Genomic DNA, 23,623 nt, shown 5'->3' on the forward strand with positions numbered 1-23,623 from the left:
GCTTATCTTAAACGCATTGAGGCTGTCATAGTTTCGGTTCCTCCTACATCTTTGTTTATATCAATTTATAGTATAACACAACAAGATGATATGTTCAATATAAAAGTTATGGAATGAGACTCATACTTCCAATTCGATGCCAGATTTAAAGGATATGACGAAGTTTTCTTCATAGACTGTAACGCTCTGGATTATCTTCCTTAGTAGCAAGCGATTAGCTTTCACAAAATCTTCTGTTTGTAGTTTTAAAAATTCATCAGGATTTTCTAACTCAACCTCAAAATATTTCATTTTACATTCCCTCATTTCATTTATTGATAAATTGAGTTTGCAAAAAAGAGTGGACAATTTTTGTCTACTCTTAACCTTTAAAATAGTTTTTTTTAATCGATTTGAAGTTGCCTAAATTATTACTTATTATATAAAAAAATAGAGAAAATAAGATGGCTGGGGTACTAGGATTCGAACCTAGGGATGCCGAGATCAAAACCCGGTGCCTTACCGCTTGGCGATACCCCAACTGAAATTCTTTGATTGGAAATAAAGAAGATTTTATTTAGATAGTATGGCTGGGGTACTAGGATTCGAACCTAGGGATGCCGAGATCAAAACCCGGTGCCTTACCGCTTGGCGATACCCCAACTACTATTTGACTACAAGCTGATAAATGGTGCGGGACGAGGGACTTGAACCCACACACCTCTCGGCGCCAGAACCTAAATCTGGTGCGTCTACCAATTTCGCCAGTCCCGCAAATTTGGTGGCTACAGCGAGATTCGAACTTGCGACCCCAACATTATGAGTGTTGTGCTCTAACCAACTGAGCTATGTAGCCATCATTTGCTTTACCTTATCGGCTTTGCGGGGCGTATTATCCTGATTTGACCTATTCTCGTCAATCATTTTTTTGCAAAAAACGGATTTTTTGATTTAGTTGATTATAAATAAAACGCTTTTGCTATTTTTTGTTCACATCAAGAACGGAGATCATTCCCACAAAATGCTTCCAATGCAAAGAGCTAAATTGCCCTGGAATGTACCAATTAGAAATGGTTCCATCAAGATATAAAGCATCCTGGCAACCAATTTTAAGCAAACCTTGACTCAAGGTATAAAGATTAGGCTCACCTTTTATCGTCATCAAAAATAGTAATTCATTTTGCTTCGTCAAACACACTGCATTACGCTTATGATAGCTTTCTAGATTTGCTTTAAATTGCGAATTCATTTTGCCATGAATAATCAACATCGGGCCTGATTGCAACGCAAAATCCGGCTTGAGTTTGCTTTTCTGATAATCCGCTGTTGTTAAAATGTAGGGCTTATTTTTTGCAATGGCAAACACACCATTGGGTTGTACATGAAAGTTACCTTTGCCTGATTTTGTATTTAACGCATTGAGCTCTTTTCCATGCTCAATCCATAATCCCGCTGGCGTGTTATTCATGCTATAAATGCCTGCATTCATGATCATTTTCACGTTATAGCTAGGCTCTAAGGCATTTTTGAGACGCGTTAAACTTTGATAATCTTTACCTTCGGCATCTTTCCAATGTAGCTGTACTTCTTCGGGCTTTGCTTGAAAAATTCCGTAAGTAATATTGCCATCATCAAAAGTTCGGTATTCCGCTAGGGCTGGCACACTCATCAGTAACGATGCGCTACTGAAAAGTGCGGTCAAAAATTTAATCGTTTTTTTCATTTAAAGGATGGGTTAAATGCAACGCATTTGAAAAGGCATGCAACCCTTCTGCATTACCCGATCTCATCATGGATTGCATGGTTTGGGTTGGCGCATGAATGAGTTTATTCGTTAATTTATAACTCAATTCTTGCAGAATTTTTTCAGCATTCTCGCCTTGTTGAATTTGGTGTAAGGCTTTTTCGAGTAATTCTTGGCGAGTATTCTCTGCCTCATCACGATAATGACGAATCAAATTGGAGAACTGATGAACCTTCAACCACTCAAAGAAATCCGTGCATTCTTGTGTAATGATATCTTGCGCCTGCTCTGATGCTTGCTCACGTTGAGAAAGATTGCGTTGGATAATATCTTGCAAATCATCCACGGTGTAATGATACACACTTTCTAATTCCGAGACGTTTTCATCAATATCACGCGGTACCGCAATATCCACCATCAAAGTCGGTTTAAATTGGCGTGCTTTTTCCGCAATTTCAGCCATCGCTTTGGTGATTAAAACATTCGGGCTGCCTGTTGAGCTGATGACAATATCCGCTTGATTTAAAGGTGTTTGCAACTCTTCAAGAGAATACACCTCTATCGGTGTATTAGACGCTAAGTTTTCCACCAGCTGTTCAGCGCGAGATAAAGTGCGGTTAGCAATCATCAATTTTTTTACGCCGTGGCGTAATAAATGACGGCTTACCAATTCAATAGTTTCCCCTGCCCCAACAAGCAAAATTTGTAGTTCACGTAAAGATTCAAAAATCTGACGCGCCAGGCTACAAGCCGCATAAGCCACCGATACAGCGCTTTCACCAATATTGGTTTCAGTACGCACTCGTTTTGCTGTTGCAAAGGTTTTTTGGAACAAACGAGAAAGCGTGCTTGAAAGTGGAATATTCGCCGCTTGATAATAATCTTCACTGATTTGGAACGCTTGTTTCACCTGTCCTAAAATTTGCGGCTCGCCCAAAATTAATGAATCCAAACCACACGCCACGCGCATTAAATGATTTGCTGCTTGTTGATTTTGATGTGTGTAAATACTTTTATTTAATTCATCTACAGAAAGCTGATGAATGTTAGCAAACCAATTTATACAGTTCGTTTGCCATTGCTTACACTCTTGGGGTGAAATTTGACGATGGTGAAGATAAATCTCTGTACGGTTACAGGTAGAAAGAATAACCGCACTTTCAGCCAAATCTTGTTGGTGAATTTGTTGTAAGGCAAGCTGCCGCTTTTCTTCAGAAAAAGCGACTTTCTCACGAACAGCGACAGAAGCTGTTTTATGATTAATGCCTAGAACAAGAAGGGTCATAAAAACCTAATAAAAACAACCGCACTTTTATGAATAGGCGGCTTAAGTAGAAAGTAAAAGTTTCGCTATTTTAATGAATTGTTGAGAATTGAGCAAATTTCAAGAGAAAAAACTCAAACAAATAACTAAAATGAGTTAAAACTTATCTTTCGCTAAACGCCATTGTGTAAATTCGTCTAAATTTTTTGCTTGTAAAAACGGGTTAATTTGTTTCTCTAATCCAATCGTTGTTGGCAAACTCGGTTTACCCTCTGCTCGATAACGTTCCACCAAAACACGTTGATTTTTGACCGCACTTTTATCCGCCAATACGGTTTCCGCAAAAGCTAAATTACCCAGCGTATATTCATGAGCCGGGCAAACCACGGTTTCATTCGGTAATTGCTTAAAACGCTGCATGGTTTCAAACATTTGAGCAAAATTTCCCGTGAACACGCGACCACAGCCCGCAGAAAATAACGCATCGCCGCAAAATAGATGCCCATCCACCAAATAGCTGACATGCCCTGCCGTATGTCCACCACTTGGTAAAACCTCTATATGATAATGTGCCGTATCAATCACTCCCCTATCCGCGATATCGGTTGCCCCTTTATCTGCACATTCTGTTGGACCGAAAACTGGCACATTGGGATAATATTGCTTAAACGCCGCGACACCTTGCACATGATCATCGTGATTATGGGTTAATAACACCGCCTCTACGCCTAGCTTATGGGATTCTAAATACGGAATTAAACGGGTTATTTCTGGGATATCGATCACAATTACGGGGAAATTTTCTCGTCTATAAAGCCAAATATAGTTATCATTGAGCGCAGGAATAGGAACTAGCATAAATTACCTTATGAAAATAGGATTAACATTGAATTGGAAAGCCAAATGGCACAAACCACTTCTTTCACCTGAAAGTTGGCAAGCATTACCACAAGGTGAAGCCTATTGTAACGTATTAACCGATTATTTTGCCCAATGGACACCAAAAATTTTAGGCTATCAAATTCTGAAAATCGGTGCTTTAAGTGGTGAAATCGCCTTTGACTTGCCTTTACGTCACCAAATTGTCTTAGCTGAAAAAACAGTGCATTTTTCTACCGCACTTTTAAATGAAAGTGATAGCTTGCTCCAAGCATCGCCGTTAGCCTTGCCTTTTATTGAAAAAGAAATGGATGCCTGCTTGTTGGCAAACACCTTAAATTTTGCGCAAGATCCTCATCAAATATTGCGTGAAGCACATCGTGTTTTAAAGGATGACGGCTGGATTTTCATCACGTTATTTAATCCGATGAGTCCATTACTTTTCAAACCGAAATTAGGTGAGTTTAAATTCCGACAATATGCTACTTGGCGAGTCATTGACTGGCTATCGTTATTAAATTTTGATGTGATTGCAGAAGAAAGACTAGCCATAAAACAAGAAAAGAGTACGCTCTGCTCTCCGCTTACTGTAATCGTTGCCCAAAAACGAACTTATCCCTTAACACTGAATCCAGAGAAAGCGCGATCAAAAATGCCGGCGTTTTTAGAGCCGGCAGGTGCATTTAAAGAAATCAGAACAGAATGATTATTCTGTCACTTCTTTGATTACTGCAGAAGATGCATTATTCATTACAGACTCAACGCCTTTTTCTGCTGCAGCTTGAGAAGAATAATATTGGCTACGACCAATTTCTTGGTGGTTAGCCGCTTTTAAAATGAAGTAAGGTTTGTCATTTTTCGCTACGCGATATTCAAAGTTTTTCGCATCCACACCATTTTTTTGCACTGATGCAATGCCGTTTTCAGCTGATGCTTTTGTTTTGTAAAGTTCGCTAGTTAAAATAACTTGTCCGTTTGCTGCTTTTAAGTTGAACATAAATTGTCCGTCTTTAGCCACTTTTAATTCATAAAATCCTTGAGCCATGATGTCTCCCAATTGATTGATTTGTTTATAATTTTACCTACACAGAAAACGCCTTTCTGCGCCAAGCTAATTTACCCTTAAAAATCAAGGAAAACAAGCGCTAAAGCGTATAAATTTTATGCTTGATTAGCATCTCAAACTCCCCTATGATCCGAAAGTTTTTTATAACAGGAACAATTATGAACGAACAAACATTTATTCTCGGCAAAGATGCCGCACTTGAAGACAGTATTTCAAAATTTCAACAAAAATTGACCGCACTTGGTTTCAATATCGAAGAAGCCTCTTGGCTTAATCCTGTGCCAAATGTCTGGTCTGTACATATTCGTGATAAAGATTGCCCACAATGTTTCTCTAACGGTAAAGGCGCGAGCAAAAAAGCTGCGTTAGCATCTGCATTAGGTGAATATTTCGAACGTCTTTCCACCAACTATTTCTTTGCCGATTTCTATTTAGGGCAAGAGATTGCCAATAGCGATTTCGTCCATTATCCCACTGAAAAATGGTTTCCTATTGAAGATGAAGCCCTTTTACCACTAGGGATTTTAGATGATTACTTATGGGATTATTTCGATCCAAATCAAGAACTAACCCCAGAATTGCTTGTGGATCTGCAATCTGGTAATTACGATCGCGGTATTGTCGCGATGCCTTATGTGCGTCAATCCGATCAAGAAACCGTCTATATTCCACAAAGTATCATTGCGAATTTGTATGTGTCTAACGGAATGTCTGCCGGTAACACAAAAAATGAAGCACGAGTGCAAGGGCTTTCAGAAGTTTTTGAACGTTACGTAAAAAATCGCATTATTGCAGAAGCAATCAGTCTTCCTGAAATTCCAAAATCCGTGATGGATCGCTATCCATCTATTCAAGCCTCTATTGAAAAATTAGAGGAAGAAGGCTTCCCTATTTATGCCTTTGATGCGTCACTAGGTGGCAAATATCCTGTCATTTGCGTGGTATTACTCAACCCAAATAACGGCACTTGCTTTGCTTCTTTTGGTGCACATCCAAACTTCCAAGTGGCATTAGAGCGTACCGTAACGGAGCTTTTACAAGGTCGCAGTTTAAAAGATCTCGATGTATTCTCGCCTCCATCATTCAATAATGATGATGTGGCGGAGCATGCTAACCTTGAAACACACTTTATTGATTCTAGCGGTTTAATTTCTTGGGATTTATTTAAAAATACGCCAGATTATGAATTTGTAGATTGGGATTTCTCTGGTTCAACGCAAGAAGAATATGAAAACTTGATGGCAATCTTTAATGCAGAGGAAAAAGAAGTCTATATCATGGATTACAACCATTTAGACGTTTATGCTTGCCGCATTATCGTACCAGGCATGTCTGATATCTATCCTGCTGATGACCTCATTTATGCCAATAATAATATGGGTATGGATTGGCGTGAGATCTTATTGGATCTACCGCACCATCATCATGATGCTGAAACTTATGAAGAATTATTAGCAGAATTAGATGAGCAAGATATTGACGATGCCACACGCGTTCGCGAATTTATCGGTATCGTTGCACCAAAAGCAACCGGTTGGACAACATTACGTGTTGGTGAACTTAAATCCATGCTTTACTTAGCATTAGGTGAATTAGAATTAGCCTTAGATTGGGCAAACTGGACGATGAATATGAACAGCTCGGTGTTTACACCAGAGCGTGCAAATTACTATCGTGCCTTAATCAGCATCATTGAATTACATTTAGACAATACTCGCGATCCACAACAATATCGCAGTGTATTTGAAAGAATGTATGGCAAAGAAGCCGTTCAACAAGCTTGGGCTGCGGTGGCGGAAAAAGGTAACCCGTTCTATAACTTGCCAGCCAGCGATGAAACGCTTGAAAACTTCAAAGAACACCAAGCTTTACTTGGTGCCTATGCGAAATTACAAAAAGCCAAACGAGAAAATTGGAAATAGACGATTTTTTCTCAATCATAAGGCGGACTTAATGTCTGCCTTATTTATTTCCGCATTAAAAAAACGCTTTAAAATCAACCGCACTTTTCACACAAAAACGCTTAAATTTATGCTATAATCCGTCACAATTTTTTGATCAAAAAAGGAATAAAAATGACGGATTCAATCCATTCCTCTATTACCCCAGTCAATATTGAAGAAGAACTCAAATCTTCTTACCTTGACTACGCCATGTCGGTGATTGTTGGGCGTGCTTTGCCTGATGTGCGTGACGGTTTAAAACCGGTGCATCGACGTGTGCTTTTCTCCATGGATCAATCTGGCATCACTGCCGGCAAAAAATACGTAAAATCTGCCCGTGTGGTAGGTGATGTAATCGGTAAATATCACCCGCACGGTGATTTTGCGGTGTATTACACCATTGTGCGTATGGCACAGCCGTTCTCATTGCGCTACATGTTGGTAGATGGGCAAGGTAACTTCGGTTCAATCGACGGTGATGCGCCAGCGGCAATGCGTTATACCGAAGTCCGTATGCAAAAAATCACCCAAGCGTTATTAACTGACTTGGATAAAGAAACCGTGAATTTCTCGCCAAACTATGATGGCGAATTAATGATTCCAGACGTGCTACCGACCCGTATTCCGGCACTTTTAGCAAACGGTTCTTCCGGTATTGCGGTGGGGATGGCAACCAACATTCCACCGCATAACTTAAATGAAGTTTTAGATGGCTGCTTGGCTTATATTGATAACGAAAACATCACCATTGATGAATTAATGCAATATATCCCGGGCCCAGACTTTCCGACAGCGGCATTAATTAATGGCCGTAAAGGAATTGAAGAAGCTTATCGCACGGGGCGCGGCAAAGTGTATGTTCGTGCTCGTGCTAGCGTAGAAACAACGGATAAAGGCAAAGAGCAAATCATCGTGACCGAATTGCCTTATCAAGTGAACAAAGCGAAATTAGTGGAAAAAATTGCTGAGCTTATCAAAGATAAAAAAATCGAAGGTATCAGCAATATTATCGACCTTTCGAACAAAGAAGGGATCCGCATTGAAATCGACATCAAACGTGATGCGGTGGGTGAAGTAGTTTTAAATCACCTTTATGCCCTCACCCAAATGCAGGTGACCTTCGGGATCAACATGGTGGCCTTGGATCACGGTCAACCACGTTTATTCAACTTAAAACAAATCATTGAAGCCTTTGTGATGCACCGTCGCGAAGTGGTGATTCGCCGTTCTTTATTTGAATTACGCAAAGCCCGTGAGCGTACCCATATTTTAGAAGGTTTAGCGGTTGCAACATCAAATATCGATGAAATCATCGACATCATCCGTCAATCGAAAGAGCGTAAAGAAGCGGCAGAAAAATTAATCTCTCGCCCTTGGAAACTGAATAACGACATTTTAGGCTTGCTTGATGCGGCGGCACGTCCGGCTGAATTAGCGGCTGAATTTGGTATTCAAGGTTCTGATTACTATCTTTCTCCAGAACAAGTTGATGCAATCTTAGAACTTCGCTTGCACCGTTTAACCGGTCTTGCTACCGAAGAAGTGATCAATGAATACAAAGAGTTATTGGTTAAAATTGCAGAACTTCTCCACATCATCAACAGCCCTGAGCGCTTGATGGAAGTGATTCGTGAAGAGCTTGAACAAGTACGTGCTCAATTCGCTGACGAACGTCGTACCGAAATTACTGCCGCTTCCGGTGATATTGATTTAGAAGATTTAATTGCTCAAGAAGATGTGGTAGTGACCCTTTCTCACGAAGGTTATGTGAAATATCAACCGCTTACCGACTACGAAGCACAACGTCGTGGTGGTAAAGGTAAATCCGCAACGAAGATGAAAGATGAAGACTTCATCGAAAAACTCTTAGTGGCGAATACTCACGATACAATTCTCTGTTTCTCGAGCCGTGGCCGCTTATATTGGTTGAAAGTCTATCAATTACCACAAGCGAGCCGTGGTGCGCGTGGTCGTCCGATTGTAAATATTCTACCGTTACAAGAAAACGAGCGTATCACCGCAATCCTACCAATCTCTGCTTATGAAGAAGATAAATTCGTTATCATGGCAACCGCTGGCGGTATTGTGAAGAAAATTGCGCTAACTGAATTCAGCCGTCCACGTTCAAGCGGAATCATCGCCTTGAACTTACGTGATGAAGATGAATTAATCGGTGTGGATATCACTGACGGTTCTAACGAAATCATGTTGTTCTCTTCTCAAGGTCGCGTGGTACGTTTCGCTGAAAGCGCAGTACGTGCAATGGGGCGTTTAGCAACAGGTGTACGCGGTATTAAACTCGCTCTCACCAACGACATCGCTGACGATGAAAGTGCGGTCGAAATTGAAGAGGTTTCTGACGATAATGCAGAAGAAACCCTCGATCTCAACATCGATAAAGTGGTTTCCTTAGTTGTACCGAAAAATGATGGTGCAATTCTTACCGCGACACAAAATGGTTACGGTAAACGCACGCAATTAAGCGAATACCCAACCAAATCCCGTAATACCAAAGGGGTGATTTCGATTAAAGTGAGCGAACGTAACGGTAAAGTCGTTGCCGCGACACAAGTAGAAGAAACCGACCAAATTATGCTTATTACCGATGCGGGTACCTTAGTGCGTACTCGTGTAAGTGAAGTCAGTATCGTTGGCCGTAACACCCAAGGGGTTCGTTTAATTCGTACCGCAGAAGATGAGCACGTAGTCAGTCTTGAACGTGTTTGTGATGTGGATGATGAAGACGAAGGCACTGAAGATGTAACTTCTGAAGAATAATTGATCTTCTATTAAATAAAAGCCCTGCGTTTTGATTCGCGGGGCTTTTTTATTGGCATCTAAAAATCTCTTTTAGAGATCTATTCTATTGATGAAAACGACTCACCTTCCTCTAACTCATCAGCCATTGCCGCAAGAATTTCACGGGTTAAATATGCCAATGAGCGATAGAAAGGAAGCGTTGCATAAGTTTCTACTTGGGTTAAGAATTTCGCTGCACAAGGTAATAAGAAATCACCGAATAAATCTTGTTGAGCAGATAGCGATTCCGTGTTGTCTTCTAACCAAGAAGCCGTAAGCAATAACAAGGCGAAATGATCAACATTCTCTGCTTCAGGCACATTACGCGCATGACGAAAATCCACAAAACGTTGCACATCCATATCATAACTTGAAATAGCCGTTGGTACGTTACCGTTTGGACCAAACAATTTTTGATATTCTTGATCAAGCAACGTTAAATCAATTTTCATTTGTAAATTATCAATGGCCGCTTTGCTTTCTTTATCCGTAGAAAGTGCCCACACTTGACTTAAACCTTGTTGCTGCAGCCAATCAAATACCCCACTCAAAATTGGATCTGTAGGGCTGCGATAAAATAAATTGCCAAATAGACGGCTTATTAAAGAAAAATTATTCACTTGAGTTTCTGACATCTGTTGCTTTCCTATGATTGTGCTCACGATTGAGCTAAAAGTGCGGTCAATTTTGCCGTTGTTTTTTCGGCGGCTTCGTCAAGCATCGCTTGGCGAGCAACATCATCGATAATATGAATATCACCGAATAAAGTGTAATCCACATTCTCGATACCGCAATAATTAAATAAACCATTGATCAAACAATGATTAAGAGATTTATCCACGCCGTATTCTTGATATTTTGCTACGCTACTCCCTATAGTGATAAATTGTTGCATCACTTTACCTTGAAGCAGACCTTTGGATTCACCATTTTCTGTTTTATAAGCAAAACCATGGCTTAATACACGATCCAAATAGCCTTTTAGCATTGCAGGAAAACCCATCCACCATAAAGGATAAACCATCGTAATCAAATCTGCTTGGCGAATAAACTCATGCTCTTGCTGAATTTCTACCGGAATAATCCCTTTATTGGCCGATTGTAATTCTTCAAAGGAAATAATCGGATTAAATTCCATGGTGTAAAGATCGCGCAAATGGGTTTCAACACCAAGCTGTTGGCTTGCTTTTACAATGCGATCCACGATGGCGCGACCAAAACTTTTTTGGCTATTGGGATGTGCAAAAATAATTAAATGATTCATTCTGTGACCTTTTTCACTAACAATGTGATGCCATCAACGCGTTCTACTACCACAAGATCGTTCACTGTTAAATGCTCGCCTTGAATACGCCATGTGGTATCGCCAAAGGCACCACGACCAATCCCGTTAGAACCGATTTCTAATACCGTGCCTTTTTTACCTAACAAAGTATGATCTCGTTGATTTAAGGTTGTACGTGATTGATCCTGATTATCTTTGCTATGTTGGTATTTCCACCAAAGCAGCGAGAGAATAATCGCTAAAATCGCATAAAAAACGGCTAAAGCGGTTAAGGATAAACTTGGCACCAACGCCATCACGCCAGCAGCCACAATCGCGGCCAAGCCCCACCACAATAAAAATACGCCAGGTACGAGGGTTTCAGCGATTAATAATACAAAACCTAATACTAACCAATGCCACACCGACCAAGTTGTCAACCAACCTGCCATATCAACTCCTTGAGAGAAAAAGTGCGGTCATTTTTAACCGCACTTTAGGAAATTATGCTTTTTTGTCGCCTTTTAACAGTTCGGCAATGCCCGCTACCGAGCCGATTAAATTGCCGGCTTCAAGCGGCATCATAACCACTTTGCTATTCGGTGAACCACCGATTTGTTTTAAGGCTTCTGTATATTTTTGTGCGATGAAGTAATTGATTGCTTTGGTATCACCGCTAGCAATCGCTTCTGACACCATTTGAGTTGCTTTCGCTTCCGCTTCTGCCGCACGTTCACGCGCTTCTGCTTGTAAGAAAGCTTCTTGACGCTCCCCTTCCGCTTTCAGAATTCGGGCTTGTTTTTCCCCTTCGGCACGTAAAATTTCCGCCTGACGAATACCTTCCGCTTCCAACACTTCCGCACGTTTATTACGTTCCGCTTTCATTTGTGCATTCATGGAATCAATCAATTCACGTGGTGGACGCACATCACGAATTTCAATACGGGTGACTTTAATCCCCCAAGGATTGGTCGCTTCATCCACAATTGCCAATAAACGGCCATTAATGGAATCACGTTGAGAAAGCATTTCATCCAACTCCATCGAACCTAATACAGTACGAATGTTGGTCATGGTTAAATTGATAATTGCTTGTTCCAAATGATTTACTTCATAAGCTGCACTGCGAGCATCAATCACCTGTACAAAACAAACCGCATCAATGGATACGTTCGCGTTATCCTTAGAAATAACTTCTTGTGAGGGAATATCTAATACCTGTTCCATCATATTGATCTTACGACCAACACGATCCACAAACGGCACCACAAAGTTCAAGCCCGGCATTAAGGTGTGGGTATAACGCCCAAAACGCTCAATCGTCCAGTTGTAACCTTGCGGTACGGTTTTAAGTGCCGAAAATAGCACAACAACGGCTAATACAATAAAGACGATTGCGGCAATAGATAAGCCTTCCATAGATTGCTCCTTAATGATGAGGAAATATAAGAAAAGTCTATCAAATTAGACCGCACTTTGTATATAAATATATTTATCGTTTTCTCTTATAAATTCAAAAAGATGCGTAATGCAATTCGGGGCATCTAAATCTTGATGAGAGACAAATAAAAGTTGGGTTTTACTATTATTGACCAGTTGCTCAATAAAATTTTTTACGAGCTTGCGATTTAATCCATCAAGCCCTTGAAAAGGTTCATCTAAAATCAAAACAGGTGGATATTTCACCATCGCACGAGTAATGAGCAATAAACGTTGCTGTCCCCAAGAAAGTGAACGAAATGGCTTTTTGGCTAAATGAGTCAGATTTAAACGAGCTAACCACTGCATGGCTTTTAAACGAATTGCCTCTGGCACTTGTTGATAAATCCCAATACTATCAAAAAAGCCTGAAATAATGACATCTAGCACGGAACAATTCACACGATAATCTAAATGCAGTTGGCTGCTTACGTAGCCAATTTTTTGTTTAATATCCCAAATGGTTTCACCTGATCCACGTTGTTTACCAAAGATCACTACATGATTCGCAAATGCTTGAGGATGATCACCTGTAATTAACGAAAGTAACGTAGACTTTCCTGCGCCATTAGGTCCTTTAATCCACCAATTTTGATTTGGCTGAACAACCCAGTTTAACTGCTCCAAAATGACTTTATCGCCATACTGGACCGTGACATTTTTAAGCTCAAAGTGCGGTTGGTTTTCAGGCAATTTTAGTAATGGTGAGGCTGGCTCAGGCAAAGCTACATCAACAGACTGTTCCGCATAAACTAATTGTTGATAAATACTTTGTTGCTCAATGAATTGGCGTTCACCTTCTAATACTAACTCTAAATTTTCCAACATGGCTAAATGAGTCGCTTCAGCAGGAATATCGGCCAAACGATTAACAATTAGAACAATTGCACATTCTTTTTTCAGTTCGTTTAACATCGTCATCCAATCTTGCACAGATTGTTGATCTAGCCCTTCAAAAGGCTCATCTAAAATCAACAAATCAGGCTTTTGTAATAACGCTTGTACCAATAACACTTTACGCGTTTCCCCAGTAGAAAGTTTGATAAAGAAACGATCTAAGAGATAAGTAATTCCTAATTTTTCTGCAATTTGTTCACAAAAAGTAAGCGCCGTACTACCATTTAAAATGGTTTCTCTTGCTGTTTGACCAAAAAAATCGGGATCGGTATCATCGTTATTTAAGTTCTTTAATGTCGCTTCAAGAATTTCTCGTTGTTTTTCAAAAGAAAAGAAGTGAACACGTTTAAAGGAATTATGGTACTCCCCTTCCTGTAAAGGCAACTCATTTTGCAAGGCTAAAGCAAACGCCGATTTCCCACTCCCATTGCTCCCCACCACAACCCAATATTGCTGTGGCTCAATCGCAAAGTGCGGTAAGTTTAAGGCCTGTTTTTGATGAAGTTCAAATTTTGCTTGCTGAATTAAAAGTGTCATTCTCTTTCCCTTAAAAACAAAAGGCGAGCAATTGCCCGCCTTGTTAGATGAATTTAATTAACCGTTTTTACGCTCTTCTTCGATACATACTGCCGCAGTAAATAGTACATCAGTTGAAGAGTTAAGTGCAGTTTCTGTTGAGTCTTGTAAGATACCGATAACAAAACCGACACCGATCATTTGAGCTGCAATGTCATCATTAATACCGAATAAGCTACAAGCTAATGGGATTAACAATAATGAACCACCTGCCACACCAGACGCTCCACACGCACAAAGCGCAGCAACAATACTTAATAACAGCGCACTAATGAAAGAGACTTCGATACCTAATGTATGAACAGCTGCTAGCGTTAATACAGTAATGGTAATTGCCGCCCCCGCCATATTGATATTTGCACCCAATGGAATCGCCACAGAATAGGTTTCTTCATCAAGATTTAAGCGTTTTGCTAATTCAATGTTTACAGGAATGTTTGCTGCAGAACTACGCGTAAAGAATGCAGTTACACCACTTTCGCGTACACAAGTCCACACTAATGGATATGGATTACGACGAATTTTCCAATAAACGAGAATGGGGTTAAGTACAAAGGCTGTAAATAACATTGTACCAATTAACACGAATAATAAATGAACATATCCACCTAACGCAGATAAGCCTTTGTCAGATAATGTTTCAGCTACTAAACCGAATACACCGAAAGGTGCAAATGAAATAATCACGTGAACAATTTTAGAAATGCCTTCTGCAAAATCAGCCACCACTTGTTTTGTTGCATCTGATGCATGACGAAGGGCTAAACCTAAACCGATAGACCACGCTAAAACACCGATAAAGTTTGCTTTGAAAATTGCATTTAATGGGTTATCAACCACGTTCAATACTAAAGCAAGCATCACTTGGCCAATAGATTGAGGCGCAGAGCTCGCATCTTCTTTTACCGCAAGCGCTACATCTGATGGGAATGCCATACTTGCCACTACCGCAGCAACAGCGGCTAAGAAAGTTCCCACAAGATAAAGCACGACAATTTCTTTCATATTGCTTTTAGAACCCACTTTCTTATTAGCCAGTGCAGCCATAACAAGGAAGAAAATCAAAATTGGTGCAACTGCACGCAATGCTTTCACAAAAATTTGACCTAACACACCAAAGCTAGATGCAAGATCTATACCTGCTGAATTTTTTACATTCTCATTCACCAACGCAACAAGGATCCCGAGTACCAAACCAATAGCAATTCGTTTTACCAAATTACCTTGAAACAAAAAATGAAATAAACGTGATGTATTCATAATAGTTTTAAATGAAGATTAAGTTGAACCTCAGATCGTTACGATCCACCGAAACAGAGTAAAGATAGCTTAAATTTTGTTTAAAAGAAAATTTTTTCTTTATTATTTTGTTAAAAAATTGAACTTTTTAAGATTGGAATGAATTTTTTCTAAAATTTCCGCCTATAAAAAAATTTTTTCTATGCCCTATTGACATACTGTATTTAACTACAGTATATTGCACCTGTATAAACAACCAATGATTAAAAATACACTAACTAAAAGGAACACAAGATGATGAACTACGCAAATACAGTTGCACAAAATGATATGACGTTTTCTTATCATCCTATGCCATTTTTCAATGATGTTGAAAGTAAATCGACATTTAATAAAAAATTAGATCTCAACCTTTATTGCATAAAACGTCCACAACAAACTTGCTTCATTCGTGTTACCAATCCGAATATGCTTGCTTGGGGAATTGAAATGGGCGATATGTTAGTGGTTGAAAAAAATGACAGCCTTTTCATTGGTGATCTTGTAGTATTAGAAAAACAAGATGAATTCCATATTTATGAATTTGCCGGCGTAAGCGGTAATGAATTTGTATTCATGGCATTAGATTCTAAAGTGGAAAATATTAAAACAACACAATGGACAAACCTTCCATTAGTTGGCACGGTAACGAATACCATCCATCAAATGAAACCAAGAAGAGACTTAATGAAATTTGCGGCTTAAGCCAATAAATGATCTACGTAAAGAAAAAATGCGGTTAAAATTAACCGCACTTTTTTGTTGAAACAAAATTGTCATTACATCACACGACGAGATTGTGTGTAGGTTCTTGCCCAGTAATCTTCATCTAATGAACTAATTGTTACACCTTGGCTTGAACTTGCATGCATAAATTGGTTGTTACCAATATAAACACCTACATGGTTATTTCGACGGAAGAATACTAAATCGCCTTTACGCAATTCATTTTTTTGGATTTGACGACCTAAATAACGCTGTTCTGAAGTTGAACGTGGCAGTTCCATACCGTAAGCATCAAGGAAAGCTGTTTGCATAAATGCAGAGCAATCAATACCACGTTTTGTAGTTCCTCCCATTCTATAACGTGTTCCCACCCATTCGTCATAAACTTGATCAAGTGCTTTATCACCAATTAAACCAGATTTAGGACGGTTTGTTCTTAATTTAGGGTGAAGTCCACCTTTTTTTCCATCTAAACCAGCAATTAACCCTGTTAGCTCCACATCATCAGTCTCTGTAATTACACCATTATGGGCATGCCTAGGACCGTTAGAACAGGCTGTTGTTAATACAGCCAACCCTACAATAATCAAAATCTTCTTTAACATCGCTTTCAAATAATAAAAAAATATAAAAAAAACTGGGTGGATTCTACCAAAAAGTCATTATGCTCGCCAGTCTTTATTGAATTTTTATGCAATTTTGTGAGTGAGATCTCAAAAAAATAAGGGCGGCTCAATGAGCCGCCCTTAAAAAGATTAGAATTGATTATTTTTTCTTCGCTTTTGCATTTGGAAGATCGGTAATTGAACCTTCAAATACTTCAGCTGCAAGACCTATAGATTCATGAAGTGTTGGGTGAGCATGGATAGTTAATGCGATATCTTCTGCATCACAACCCATTTCAATCGCAAGACCGATTTCACCTAATAATTCACCACCGTTAGAACCTACGATAGCCCCACCAAGTATACGGTGAGTATCTTTATCGAAGATTAATTTAGTCATACCTTCAGCACATTCTGAAGCAATCGCACGACCAGAAGCTGCCCAAGGGAATTTAGCCACTTCGTAGTTTAAACCTTCTTGTTTACATTCTTTCTCAGTTTTACCCACCCAAGCCACTTCTGGTTCAGTATAAGCAATAGAAGGAATGACTTTTGGATCAAAGTAATGTTTTTGTCCTGCAATCACTTCTGCCGCAACATGACCTTCGTGCACACCTTTGTGAGCTAACATTGGTTGACCAACGATATCACCGATTGCAAAGATGTGAGGCACATTGGTACGCATTTGTTTATCAACATGAATGAAACCACGCTCATCCACTTCAACGCCTGCTTTACCTGCATCAATCAATTTACCGTTTGGCGTACGACCGATTGCGACTAATACTGCATCATAACGTTTAGTGTCGTTGCATGCTTTACCTTCCATTGAAACATAGATACCATCATCTTTTGCTTCAACTGCAGTCACTTTAGTTTCAAGCATTAACTTGAATTTTTTCTCAACTTGTTTGGTATAAATACCCACCACATCTTTATCTGCCGCAGGAATTACTTGGTCAAACATTTCAACCACTTCAACTTCAGAACCTAATGCATCATATACAGTACCCATCTCTAAACCGATGATACCACCGCCCATGATTAAAAGTTTTTTCGGTACTTCTTTTAATTTAAGTGCATCCGTTGAATCCCAAACGCGTGGATCTTCATGTGGAATGAATGGTAATTGAATTGGACGAGAACCCGCTGCGATAATCGCATTATCAAATTTAATTGTGGTTGGTTTACCATCACGATCACGTGCCACTAATGTATGTGGATCGGTAAACGCCGCTAAACCTTCAACAACGGTTACTTTACGTTGTTTAGCCATGCCTGCAAGACCGCCTGTTAATTTCGCCACAACCGCTTCTTTACCTGCGCGCACTTCATCTAAATCAATGCGAGGCTCGGCGAAATACACGCCGTTTTTGTTTGCGTGTTTTGCTTCTTCAATTACTTTCGCTACGTGAAGTAATGCTTTAGAAGGGATACAACCTACGTTTAAACATACCCCACCTAATGTTGAATAACGTTCAACAAGTACTGTTTCTAAACCTAAGTCCGCACAACGGAATGCCGCTGAATAACCTGCTGGACCAGCACCAAGTACCACAACTTGGGTTTTAATTTCTTTACTCATTTTTACCTCGTAAAAACGTTCAAATTTTTGACCGCACTTGCGATCCTTTCTGTAAGATGTGAGCCTAATCACTCACATCTTACTGCGTTAATTACATCACTAAGCGACGTAAGTCAGCTAATACGCCATTGATATAGCTTAAGAAACGAGCACCATCAGCACCATCGATCACACGGTGGTCGAAAGATAATGATAATGGAAGCATTAAGCGTGGCTCAAATTCTTTACCATTCCATACCGGTTGCATTTCTGATTTAGACACACCTAAAATAGCTACTTCAGGTGCATTTACGATTGGTGTAAAGTGAGTTGTACCAATACCACCTAAGCTTGAAATGGTGAAACAACCACCTTGCATATCAGAACCTGAAAGTTTACCGTCACGTGCTTTTTTGGAGATTTCCATTAATTCACGAGAGAGTTCGATAATACCTTTTTTGTTCACGTTTTTAAATACAGGTACAACAAGACCGTTTGGTGTATCTACCGCTACGCCAATATTGATGTATTTTTTAAGTGTTAATTTTTGTCCGTCTTCAGAGATCGAGCTATTGAAACGTGGGAACGCTTCTAATGCTTTTGCTACCGCTTTCATAATGAACACAACAGGTGTAATTTTCACATCCAATTTTTGTTTTTCAACAATTTTGTTCTGTTCTTTACGGAATGCTTCTAAATCGGTGATATCTGTGCGATCGAAGTGAGTAACATGTGGAATCATTACCCAGTTACGATGTAAGTTCGCTCCGGAGATTTTGTTGATACGGCTTAATTCAACTTCTTCTACTTCACCAAATTTGCTGAAGTCAACTTTCGGCCATGGTAATAAACCTAAGCCCGCACCATTTGCCACACCATTACCCGCAGCTGCAGAAGATACAGTGCCTGTTTCAAACGCTTTAACAGCAGTTTTCACGTAAGCTTGAATATCTTCTTTCACAACACGACCTTTACGACCCGTACCTTTTACGCGATCAAGGTTAATACCGTATTCACGCGCTAAGCGACGAATCACCGGTGTTGCGTGTGCATAGCCTGCGCTTGCGACAACTTGTTCTTGGCTTAAACCAGATACATTACCTGATTGTGCTGCCGGCGCTGCTGCAGATGCTGCTTGAGGCGCAGGAGCTGCCGCTGCCAGATCTGCTGCAGGAGCGGGTGCTGCGCCTGCCACTTCAAATTTCATAATTAATGAACCAGTTGAAACTTTATCACCTGATTTCACTAAAATTTCTTTTACCACACCCGCAAACGGAGCTGGCACTTCCATTGAGGCTTTATCACCTTCAACGGTAATTAAAGATTGGTCTTCAGAAACGCTGTCACCAACTGCAACCATGATTTCAGTTACATTAACTTCATCGCCACCGATATCTGGTACATTCACTTCTTTAATGGCTGAAGCTGTTGGTGCTGCTGCAGGCGCTGAAGCTTGTTGAGCAGGCGCTGCGGCTGGTGCTGCACCCGCTACTTCAAATTTCATGATTAATTTACCAGTAACAACTTTATCGCCCACGTTGATTAAAATTTCTTTTACTACGCCAGCAACCGGAGCAGGCACTTCCATTGAGGCTTTATCACCTTCAACATTGATGATTGATTGGTCTACTTCAACGGTATCGCCTACTTTCACCATAATATCAGTCACGTTTACTTCGTCTGAACCGATATCTGGTACATTCACTTCAACTACACTTGCAGCTGCTGGTGCGGCTGCCGGCGCAGATGCTGCTGCAGCTGGAGCAGGCGCTGCCGCATCCGCTGACTCTAAAACAAGCATTGGGGTGCCAGTTGTGACTTTATCACCCACTTTTACTAATACTTCTTTTACTACACCAGCTTCTGGTGCTGGTACTTCCATTGAAGCTTTATCACCTTCAACATTGATAATACTTTGATCAGCTGTAATGGTATCACCTACTTTCACCATCACTTCTGTTACGGTAACTTCATCACTACCGATATCAGGAATTTGAATTTGTTTTGACATGTTATCTTACCTTTAAAAAACGCAGTTAAAATTAACCGCACTTTATTTGTAGATGATCCTGTGTGCTTTCACACACAGGATATTCTTTATTAAGCGTAAAGTGGATTTAAAATTTCAGTTTTTAAACCAAATTTTGCGATTGCATCAGCGACCACTTTCGCATCAAATTTGCCTTGTTTTGCAAGCTCATGCAATGCTGCAACCACAACATAACGCGCATCCACTTCGAAGTGTTCACGTAAGTTTTCACGGCTATCTGAACGACCGAAACCGTCAGTACCTAATACGTGATAGCTTTGTGCTGGAATGAAGGCACGAACTTGTTCTGCGAACAACTTCATGTAGTCAGTAGCCGCAACTGCTGGTGCATCATTCATTACTTGAGCAATGTAAGGAACACGTGGTTTTTCAGTTGGGTGTAGCATATTCCAACGTACGGCATCTGCACCTTCACGCGCCACCTCTGTGAATGAAGGTGCGCTATACACGTCAGAGCTTACGCCATATTCATTTGCAAGGATTTGTGCCGCTTCACGAACGTGACGGAAGATAGCACCGGAACCTAATAATTGAACATGACCTTTGTTGCCTTTCGCTTCAACGGTTTCAAATTTATAAAGACCTTTACGAATACCTTCTTCTGCGCCTTTTGGCATTGCTGGTTGTTCGTAAGTTTCGTTTAATGTGGTGATGTAATAGAACACATCTTCTTGTTTTTCACCGTACATACGGTTGATACCGTCTTGTAGGATAACGGCCACTTCATAAACGTAAGCGGGGTCATAAGACACACAGTTAGGAATAACCAGAGATTGAATATGGCTGTGACCATCTTCGTGTTGCAAACCTTCACCATTTAATGTTGTACGGCCAGAAGTACCACCGATCATGAAACCGCGAGCTAATTGGTCACCCGCTGCCCACATTAAGTCACCCACACGTTGGAAACCAAACATTGAGTAGTAGATAAAGAATGGAATCATCGGAAGATTATTTACAGAGTATGAGTTCGCTGCCGCTAACCAAGATGATGCCGCACCTAATTCATTGATACCTTCTTGTAATACTTGACCATCTTTCGCTTCACGGTAGTAAGCGACTAACTCACGGTCAGAAGGCACATAGTTTTGACCATGCGGGTTGTAAATTCCGATTTGACGGAATAAACCTTCCATACCGAAAGTACGCGCTTCATCAGCAACAATTGGCACAATTTGTTTACCAATATTTTTATCTTTCAATAAGGTATTTAAGAAACGTACAAATGCCATTGTAGTTGAAATTGGACGCGCTTGCTCTTCCAATAATGGCGCAAACTCTTCCAATGCTGGCACTTTAAATTCGGTCGTAAATTTTGGTAAACGTTTTGGTAAGTAACCGTTTAACGCTTTACGTCTGCCGTGAAGATAATTGTACTCTTCCGAACCTTCTGGGAATGTGATGTACGGATAGTTAGGAATATCTTCATCTTTAATATCTAATTGGAAATGGTCGCGGAAAGATTTTAAACTCTCAATCGACATTTTTTTAGATTGGTGCGCAGTGTTTTTACTTTCTGCTTCAGGAATTTTATAACCTTTAACCATGTGCGCTAAGATCACAACAGGTTTACCTGCAGTTTGCGCTTTATGGAATGCGGCATAAAGTTTTTCTGAATCGTGACCACCACGTCTTAATGCCCAGATTTCATCATCTGTCATATCAGCCACTAATGCAGCAGTTTCTGGATAACGACCGAAGAAGTGTTCACGAACATATGCACCATTCTTAGATTTGAAGGTTAAATAGTCACCATCAAGCACTTCCATCATTAATTGGGTTAATTTGCCGCTAGTATCTTTTGCAAATAATTTATCCCAGCCACTACCCCACATGACTTTGATCACTTCCCAACCCGCACCAGCAAATAAACCTTCTAATTCTTGAACGATTTTGCCATTACCCGTTACTGGACCATCTAAACGTTGCAAGTTACAGCTTACAACGAAGATTAAGTTATCTAAGCCTTCACGTGCTGCGAATGTTAAATCACCTTTTGCTTCGATTTCATCCATCTCACCGTCACCAAGGAAAGCATACACTTTTTGATCTTTAGTGTCTTTTAAACCACGATTATCTAAATATTTTAAGAAACGAGCAGAACGGATAGCATTCACTGGACCTAGTCCCATAGATACCGTAGAGAATTGCCAGAATTCAGGCATTAATTTCGGGTGTGGGTAAGAAGAAAGGCCTTTACCTGGTTCACATTCCTGACGGAAATTATTCATTTGTTCTTCAGTAATACGACCTTCAACAAATGCACGAGCATACATACCTGGCGCTGCGTGGCCTTGGAAGAAGACTAAGTCACCGCCATTCTTATCTGTCGCCGCTTTAAAGAAGTGGTTAAAACAAACTTCATACATGCTTGCTGCAGATTGGTAAGTTGAAATGTGGCCACCTAATTCAAGATCTTTTTTCTGTCCACGCAATACCGCCATGATAGCATTCCAACGAACAGCACTACGAATACGACGCTCAATCGTTTTATCACCTGGATATACAGGTTGCTCAGAAGCGGGGATTGTATTGACATAAGGGGTAGTAAATCCACCTTTAGCAATATTCACACCACCGTTACGAGCCTGTTCAATTACTTGATTCATAATGTAATGCGCACGCTCTACGCCTTCTGCACGAATCAATGAATCAACTGCTGACAGCCAATCCTGCGTTTCAATTGGGTCAATATCGTTTACTAAGGTATCTGACATAGTCTTTCCTTATTTTTACTGAGTGAAAATAAAATTTGGTTCATAACCAAACGCGAAAATGAAAATTAAGCTTGCATCCATGTTACAAACATTTAACAAATGTTGTAAATTTTATAAGATTTTTTATAATAAAGATAGTAAATTTTCATTATACTGGTGCATTTACCCGTATTATTTTTATGCAGATTGTCAATCGTACGATTATTTTAGTACAATTCTGATACTTATTGCCTATTAATATGATAGCGCTGACTAAGATTAATTTAAAGCGTCAATAAAGATTTTTCATTTAGTCCAAGGAAAAATAATGAACACCACTACTCGCCGAATCTTTTCCTATAAGCATATAGCCTTAGTAGCTCATGATAGTTGTAAGCAAAATTTACTTACTTGGGTTCAAAAACATAAATCCGTGCTCACCCATCATCAGCTCTATGCAACGGGCACGACAGGCCATCTTTTATCGAAAGAAACAGGACTAAAAATAACTTCGCTATTGAGTGGCCCTATGGGTGGAGATCAACAACTTGGCGGACTGATTGCTGAGAAAAAGATTGATATGATGATTTTCTTTTGGGATCCGATGAATGCGGCCCCCCATGATCCTGATGTAAAAGCCTTAATACGTATTGCAACCGTTTGGAATATTCCCATTGCGATCAATCAAAGTACAGCCGATTTTCTGTTAACATCAAGCTTATTTGATCAAGAAATCAATATTGATATCCCCGATTATGACGGGTATTTAAAGGCGCGTTTAGATTAAAAATCAAATAATCCCGACCAAATAAAA

General features: G+C 40.0%; 19 protein-coding genes and 4 tRNA genes. 5 read left to right on the forward strand and 18 right to left on the reverse strand.

The annotated features are described in order from the left end of the window. Positions 1–444: 444 nt before the first annotated feature. From QQS40_RS10415 to gloB, 7 genes are all read right to left on the reverse strand, one after another. Positions 445–519: transfer RNA gene (locus QQS40_RS10415), tRNA-Gln, on the reverse strand. Between the two features lie 47 nt (positions 520–566). Next, positions 567–641: transfer RNA gene (locus tag QQS40_RS10420), tRNA-Gln, on the reverse strand. A gap of 27 nt (positions 642–668) precedes the next feature. Continuing rightward, a tRNA-Leu gene (locus tag QQS40_RS10425) sits at positions 669–753 on the reverse strand. A gap of 5 nt (positions 754–758) precedes the next feature. Further along, positions 759–835: transfer RNA gene (locus tag QQS40_RS10430), tRNA-Met, on the reverse strand. A 123-nt stretch (positions 836–958) separates the two neighbouring features. After that, the gene (locus tag QQS40_RS10435) at positions 959–1,702 is read right to left on the reverse strand and encodes a phosphodiester glycosidase family protein (protein ID WP_111406562.1); all 744 of its coding nucleotides are present in this window, start codon (positions 1,700–1,702) and stop codon (positions 959–961) included. Further along, a complete protein-coding gene (gene hemA / locus QQS40_RS10440) occupies positions 1,686–3,008 on the reverse strand; it encodes a glutamyl-tRNA reductase (RefSeq protein ID WP_111406563.1) in 1,323 nt (440 codons plus the stop codon). The genes QQS40_RS10435 and hemA overlap by 17 nt, the downstream gene beginning before the upstream one ends. A 135-nt stretch (positions 3,009–3,143) precedes the next feature. After that, positions 3,144–3,845, reverse strand: coding sequence for a hydroxyacylglutathione hydrolase (gloB, locus tag QQS40_RS10445; protein WP_329505200.1), 702 nt, complete (start codon positions 3,843–3,845; stop codon positions 3,144–3,146). A 10-nt stretch (positions 3,846–3,855) separates the two neighbouring features. Here gloB and QQS40_RS10450 point away from each other — a divergent pair, with 10 nt between their 5' ends. Beyond that, positions 3,856–4,572: a class I SAM-dependent methyltransferase gene (locus QQS40_RS10450; protein WP_329505202.1), complete on the forward strand. Its 717-nt coding sequence runs from the start codon at positions 3,856–3,858 to the stop codon at positions 4,570–4,572. On the opposite strand, the gene QQS40_RS10455 is transcribed toward QQS40_RS10450, so the two are convergent. Further along, the gene (locus QQS40_RS10455) at positions 4,573–4,911 is read right to left on the reverse strand and encodes a YegP family protein (protein ID WP_049381360.1); all 339 of its coding nucleotides are present in this window, start codon (positions 4,909–4,911) and stop codon (positions 4,573–4,575) included. Positions 4,912–5,090: 179 nt separating this feature from the next. Between QQS40_RS10455 and ycaO the strand changes: the two genes are divergently transcribed. Both ycaO and gyrA read left to right on the forward strand, forming a co-directional pair. After that, positions 5,091–6,854 (forward strand): 30S ribosomal protein S12 methylthiotransferase accessory factor YcaO, encoded by a 1,764-nt coding sequence (ycaO, locus tag QQS40_RS10460; RefSeq protein ID WP_329505205.1) that lies wholly within the window; start codon positions 5,091–5,093, stop codon positions 6,852–6,854. A 153-nt stretch (positions 6,855–7,007) separates the two neighbouring features. After that, the gene (gyrA, locus tag QQS40_RS10465) at positions 7,008–9,653 is read left to right on the forward strand and encodes a DNA topoisomerase (ATP-hydrolyzing) subunit A (protein WP_289902442.1); all 2,646 of its coding nucleotides are present in this window, start codon (positions 7,008–7,010) and stop codon (positions 9,651–9,653) included. Positions 9,654–9,733: 80 nt separating this feature from the next. On the opposite strand, the gene QQS40_RS10470 is transcribed toward gyrA, so the two are convergent. From QQS40_RS10470 to sstT, 6 genes are read right to left on the reverse strand one after another with little or no spacing between them, the layout of a single operon-like run. Continuing rightward, positions 9,734–10,309: a TorD/DmsD family molecular chaperone gene (locus tag QQS40_RS10470; protein ID WP_128787103.1), complete on the reverse strand. Its 576-nt coding sequence runs from the start codon at positions 10,307–10,309 to the stop codon at positions 9,734–9,736. Between the two features lie 23 nt (positions 10,310–10,332). Further along, on the reverse strand, positions 10,333–10,938 hold the full coding sequence (locus QQS40_RS10475) for an NAD(P)H-dependent oxidoreductase (RefSeq protein ID WP_128787102.1): 606 nt from the start codon (positions 10,936–10,938) through the stop codon (positions 10,333–10,335). Then, positions 10,935–11,390 (reverse strand): NfeD family protein, encoded by a 456-nt coding sequence (locus tag QQS40_RS10480; RefSeq protein ID WP_329505210.1) that lies wholly within the window; start codon positions 11,388–11,390, stop codon positions 10,935–10,937. Before QQS40_RS10480 ends, QQS40_RS10475 begins: the two co-directional genes overlap by 4 nt. A 52-nt stretch (positions 11,391–11,442) precedes the next feature. Next, positions 11,443–12,357: an SPFH domain-containing protein gene (locus QQS40_RS10485; protein WP_049355362.1), complete on the reverse strand. Its 915-nt coding sequence runs from the start codon at positions 12,355–12,357 to the stop codon at positions 11,443–11,445. 45 nt (positions 12,358–12,402) lie between these two features. After that, positions 12,403–13,851, reverse strand: a complete 1,449-nt coding sequence (gene modF / locus QQS40_RS10490) for a molybdate ABC transporter ATP-binding protein ModF (RefSeq protein WP_329505212.1) — start codon at positions 13,849–13,851, stop codon at positions 12,403–12,405. Between the two features lie 57 nt (positions 13,852–13,908). Next, a complete protein-coding gene (gene sstT / locus QQS40_RS10495; protein WP_049355364.1) occupies positions 13,909–15,150 on the reverse strand; it encodes a serine/threonine transporter SstT in 1,242 nt (413 codons plus the stop codon). 273 nt (positions 15,151–15,423) lie between these two features. On the opposite strand from sstT, the gene QQS40_RS10500 reads away from it, so the two are divergent. After that, the gene (locus QQS40_RS10500) at positions 15,424–15,873 is read left to right on the forward strand and encodes a LexA family protein (RefSeq protein WP_075875252.1); all 450 of its coding nucleotides are present in this window, start codon (positions 15,424–15,426) and stop codon (positions 15,871–15,873) included. 74 nt (positions 15,874–15,947) lie between these two features. On the opposite strand, the gene QQS40_RS10505 is transcribed toward QQS40_RS10500, so the two are convergent. From QQS40_RS10505 to aceE, 4 genes are all read right to left on the reverse strand, one after another. Further along, positions 15,948–16,499, reverse strand: coding sequence for an NlpC/P60 family protein (locus tag QQS40_RS10505; protein WP_049355365.1), 552 nt, complete (start codon positions 16,497–16,499; stop codon positions 15,948–15,950). 160 nt (positions 16,500–16,659) lie between these two features. Continuing rightward, complete coding sequence (gene lpdA / locus QQS40_RS10510; protein WP_049355366.1) at positions 16,660–18,084, reverse strand: dihydrolipoyl dehydrogenase; 1,425 nt, start codon at positions 18,082–18,084, stop codon at positions 16,660–16,662. Between the two features lie 91 nt (positions 18,085–18,175). Beyond that, positions 18,176–20,074 carry a pyruvate dehydrogenase complex dihydrolipoyllysine-residue acetyltransferase gene (aceF, locus tag QQS40_RS10515; RefSeq protein ID WP_329505217.1) on the reverse strand — a complete coding sequence of 633 codons (1,899 nt, stop codon included), beginning with the start codon at positions 20,072–20,074 and terminating at the stop codon, positions 18,176–18,178. 89 nt (positions 20,075–20,163) lie between these two features. Further along, a complete protein-coding gene (gene aceE, locus QQS40_RS10520; protein ID WP_049355368.1) occupies positions 20,164–22,830 on the reverse strand; it encodes a pyruvate dehydrogenase (acetyl-transferring), homodimeric type in 2,667 nt (888 codons plus the stop codon). A 307-nt stretch (positions 22,831–23,137) separates the two neighbouring features. On the opposite strand from aceE, the gene mgsA reads away from it, so the two are divergent. Then, on the forward strand, positions 23,138–23,596 hold the full coding sequence (gene mgsA / locus QQS40_RS10525) for a methylglyoxal synthase (protein WP_128787098.1): 459 nt from the start codon (positions 23,138–23,140) through the stop codon (positions 23,594–23,596). The last annotated feature ends 27 nt before the right edge of the window (positions 23,597–23,623 follow it).

It is taken from the genome of Haemophilus parainfluenzae (assembly GCF_036288925.1).
Lineage (GTDB): Bacteria > Pseudomonadota > Gammaproteobacteria > Enterobacterales > Pasteurellaceae > Haemophilus_D.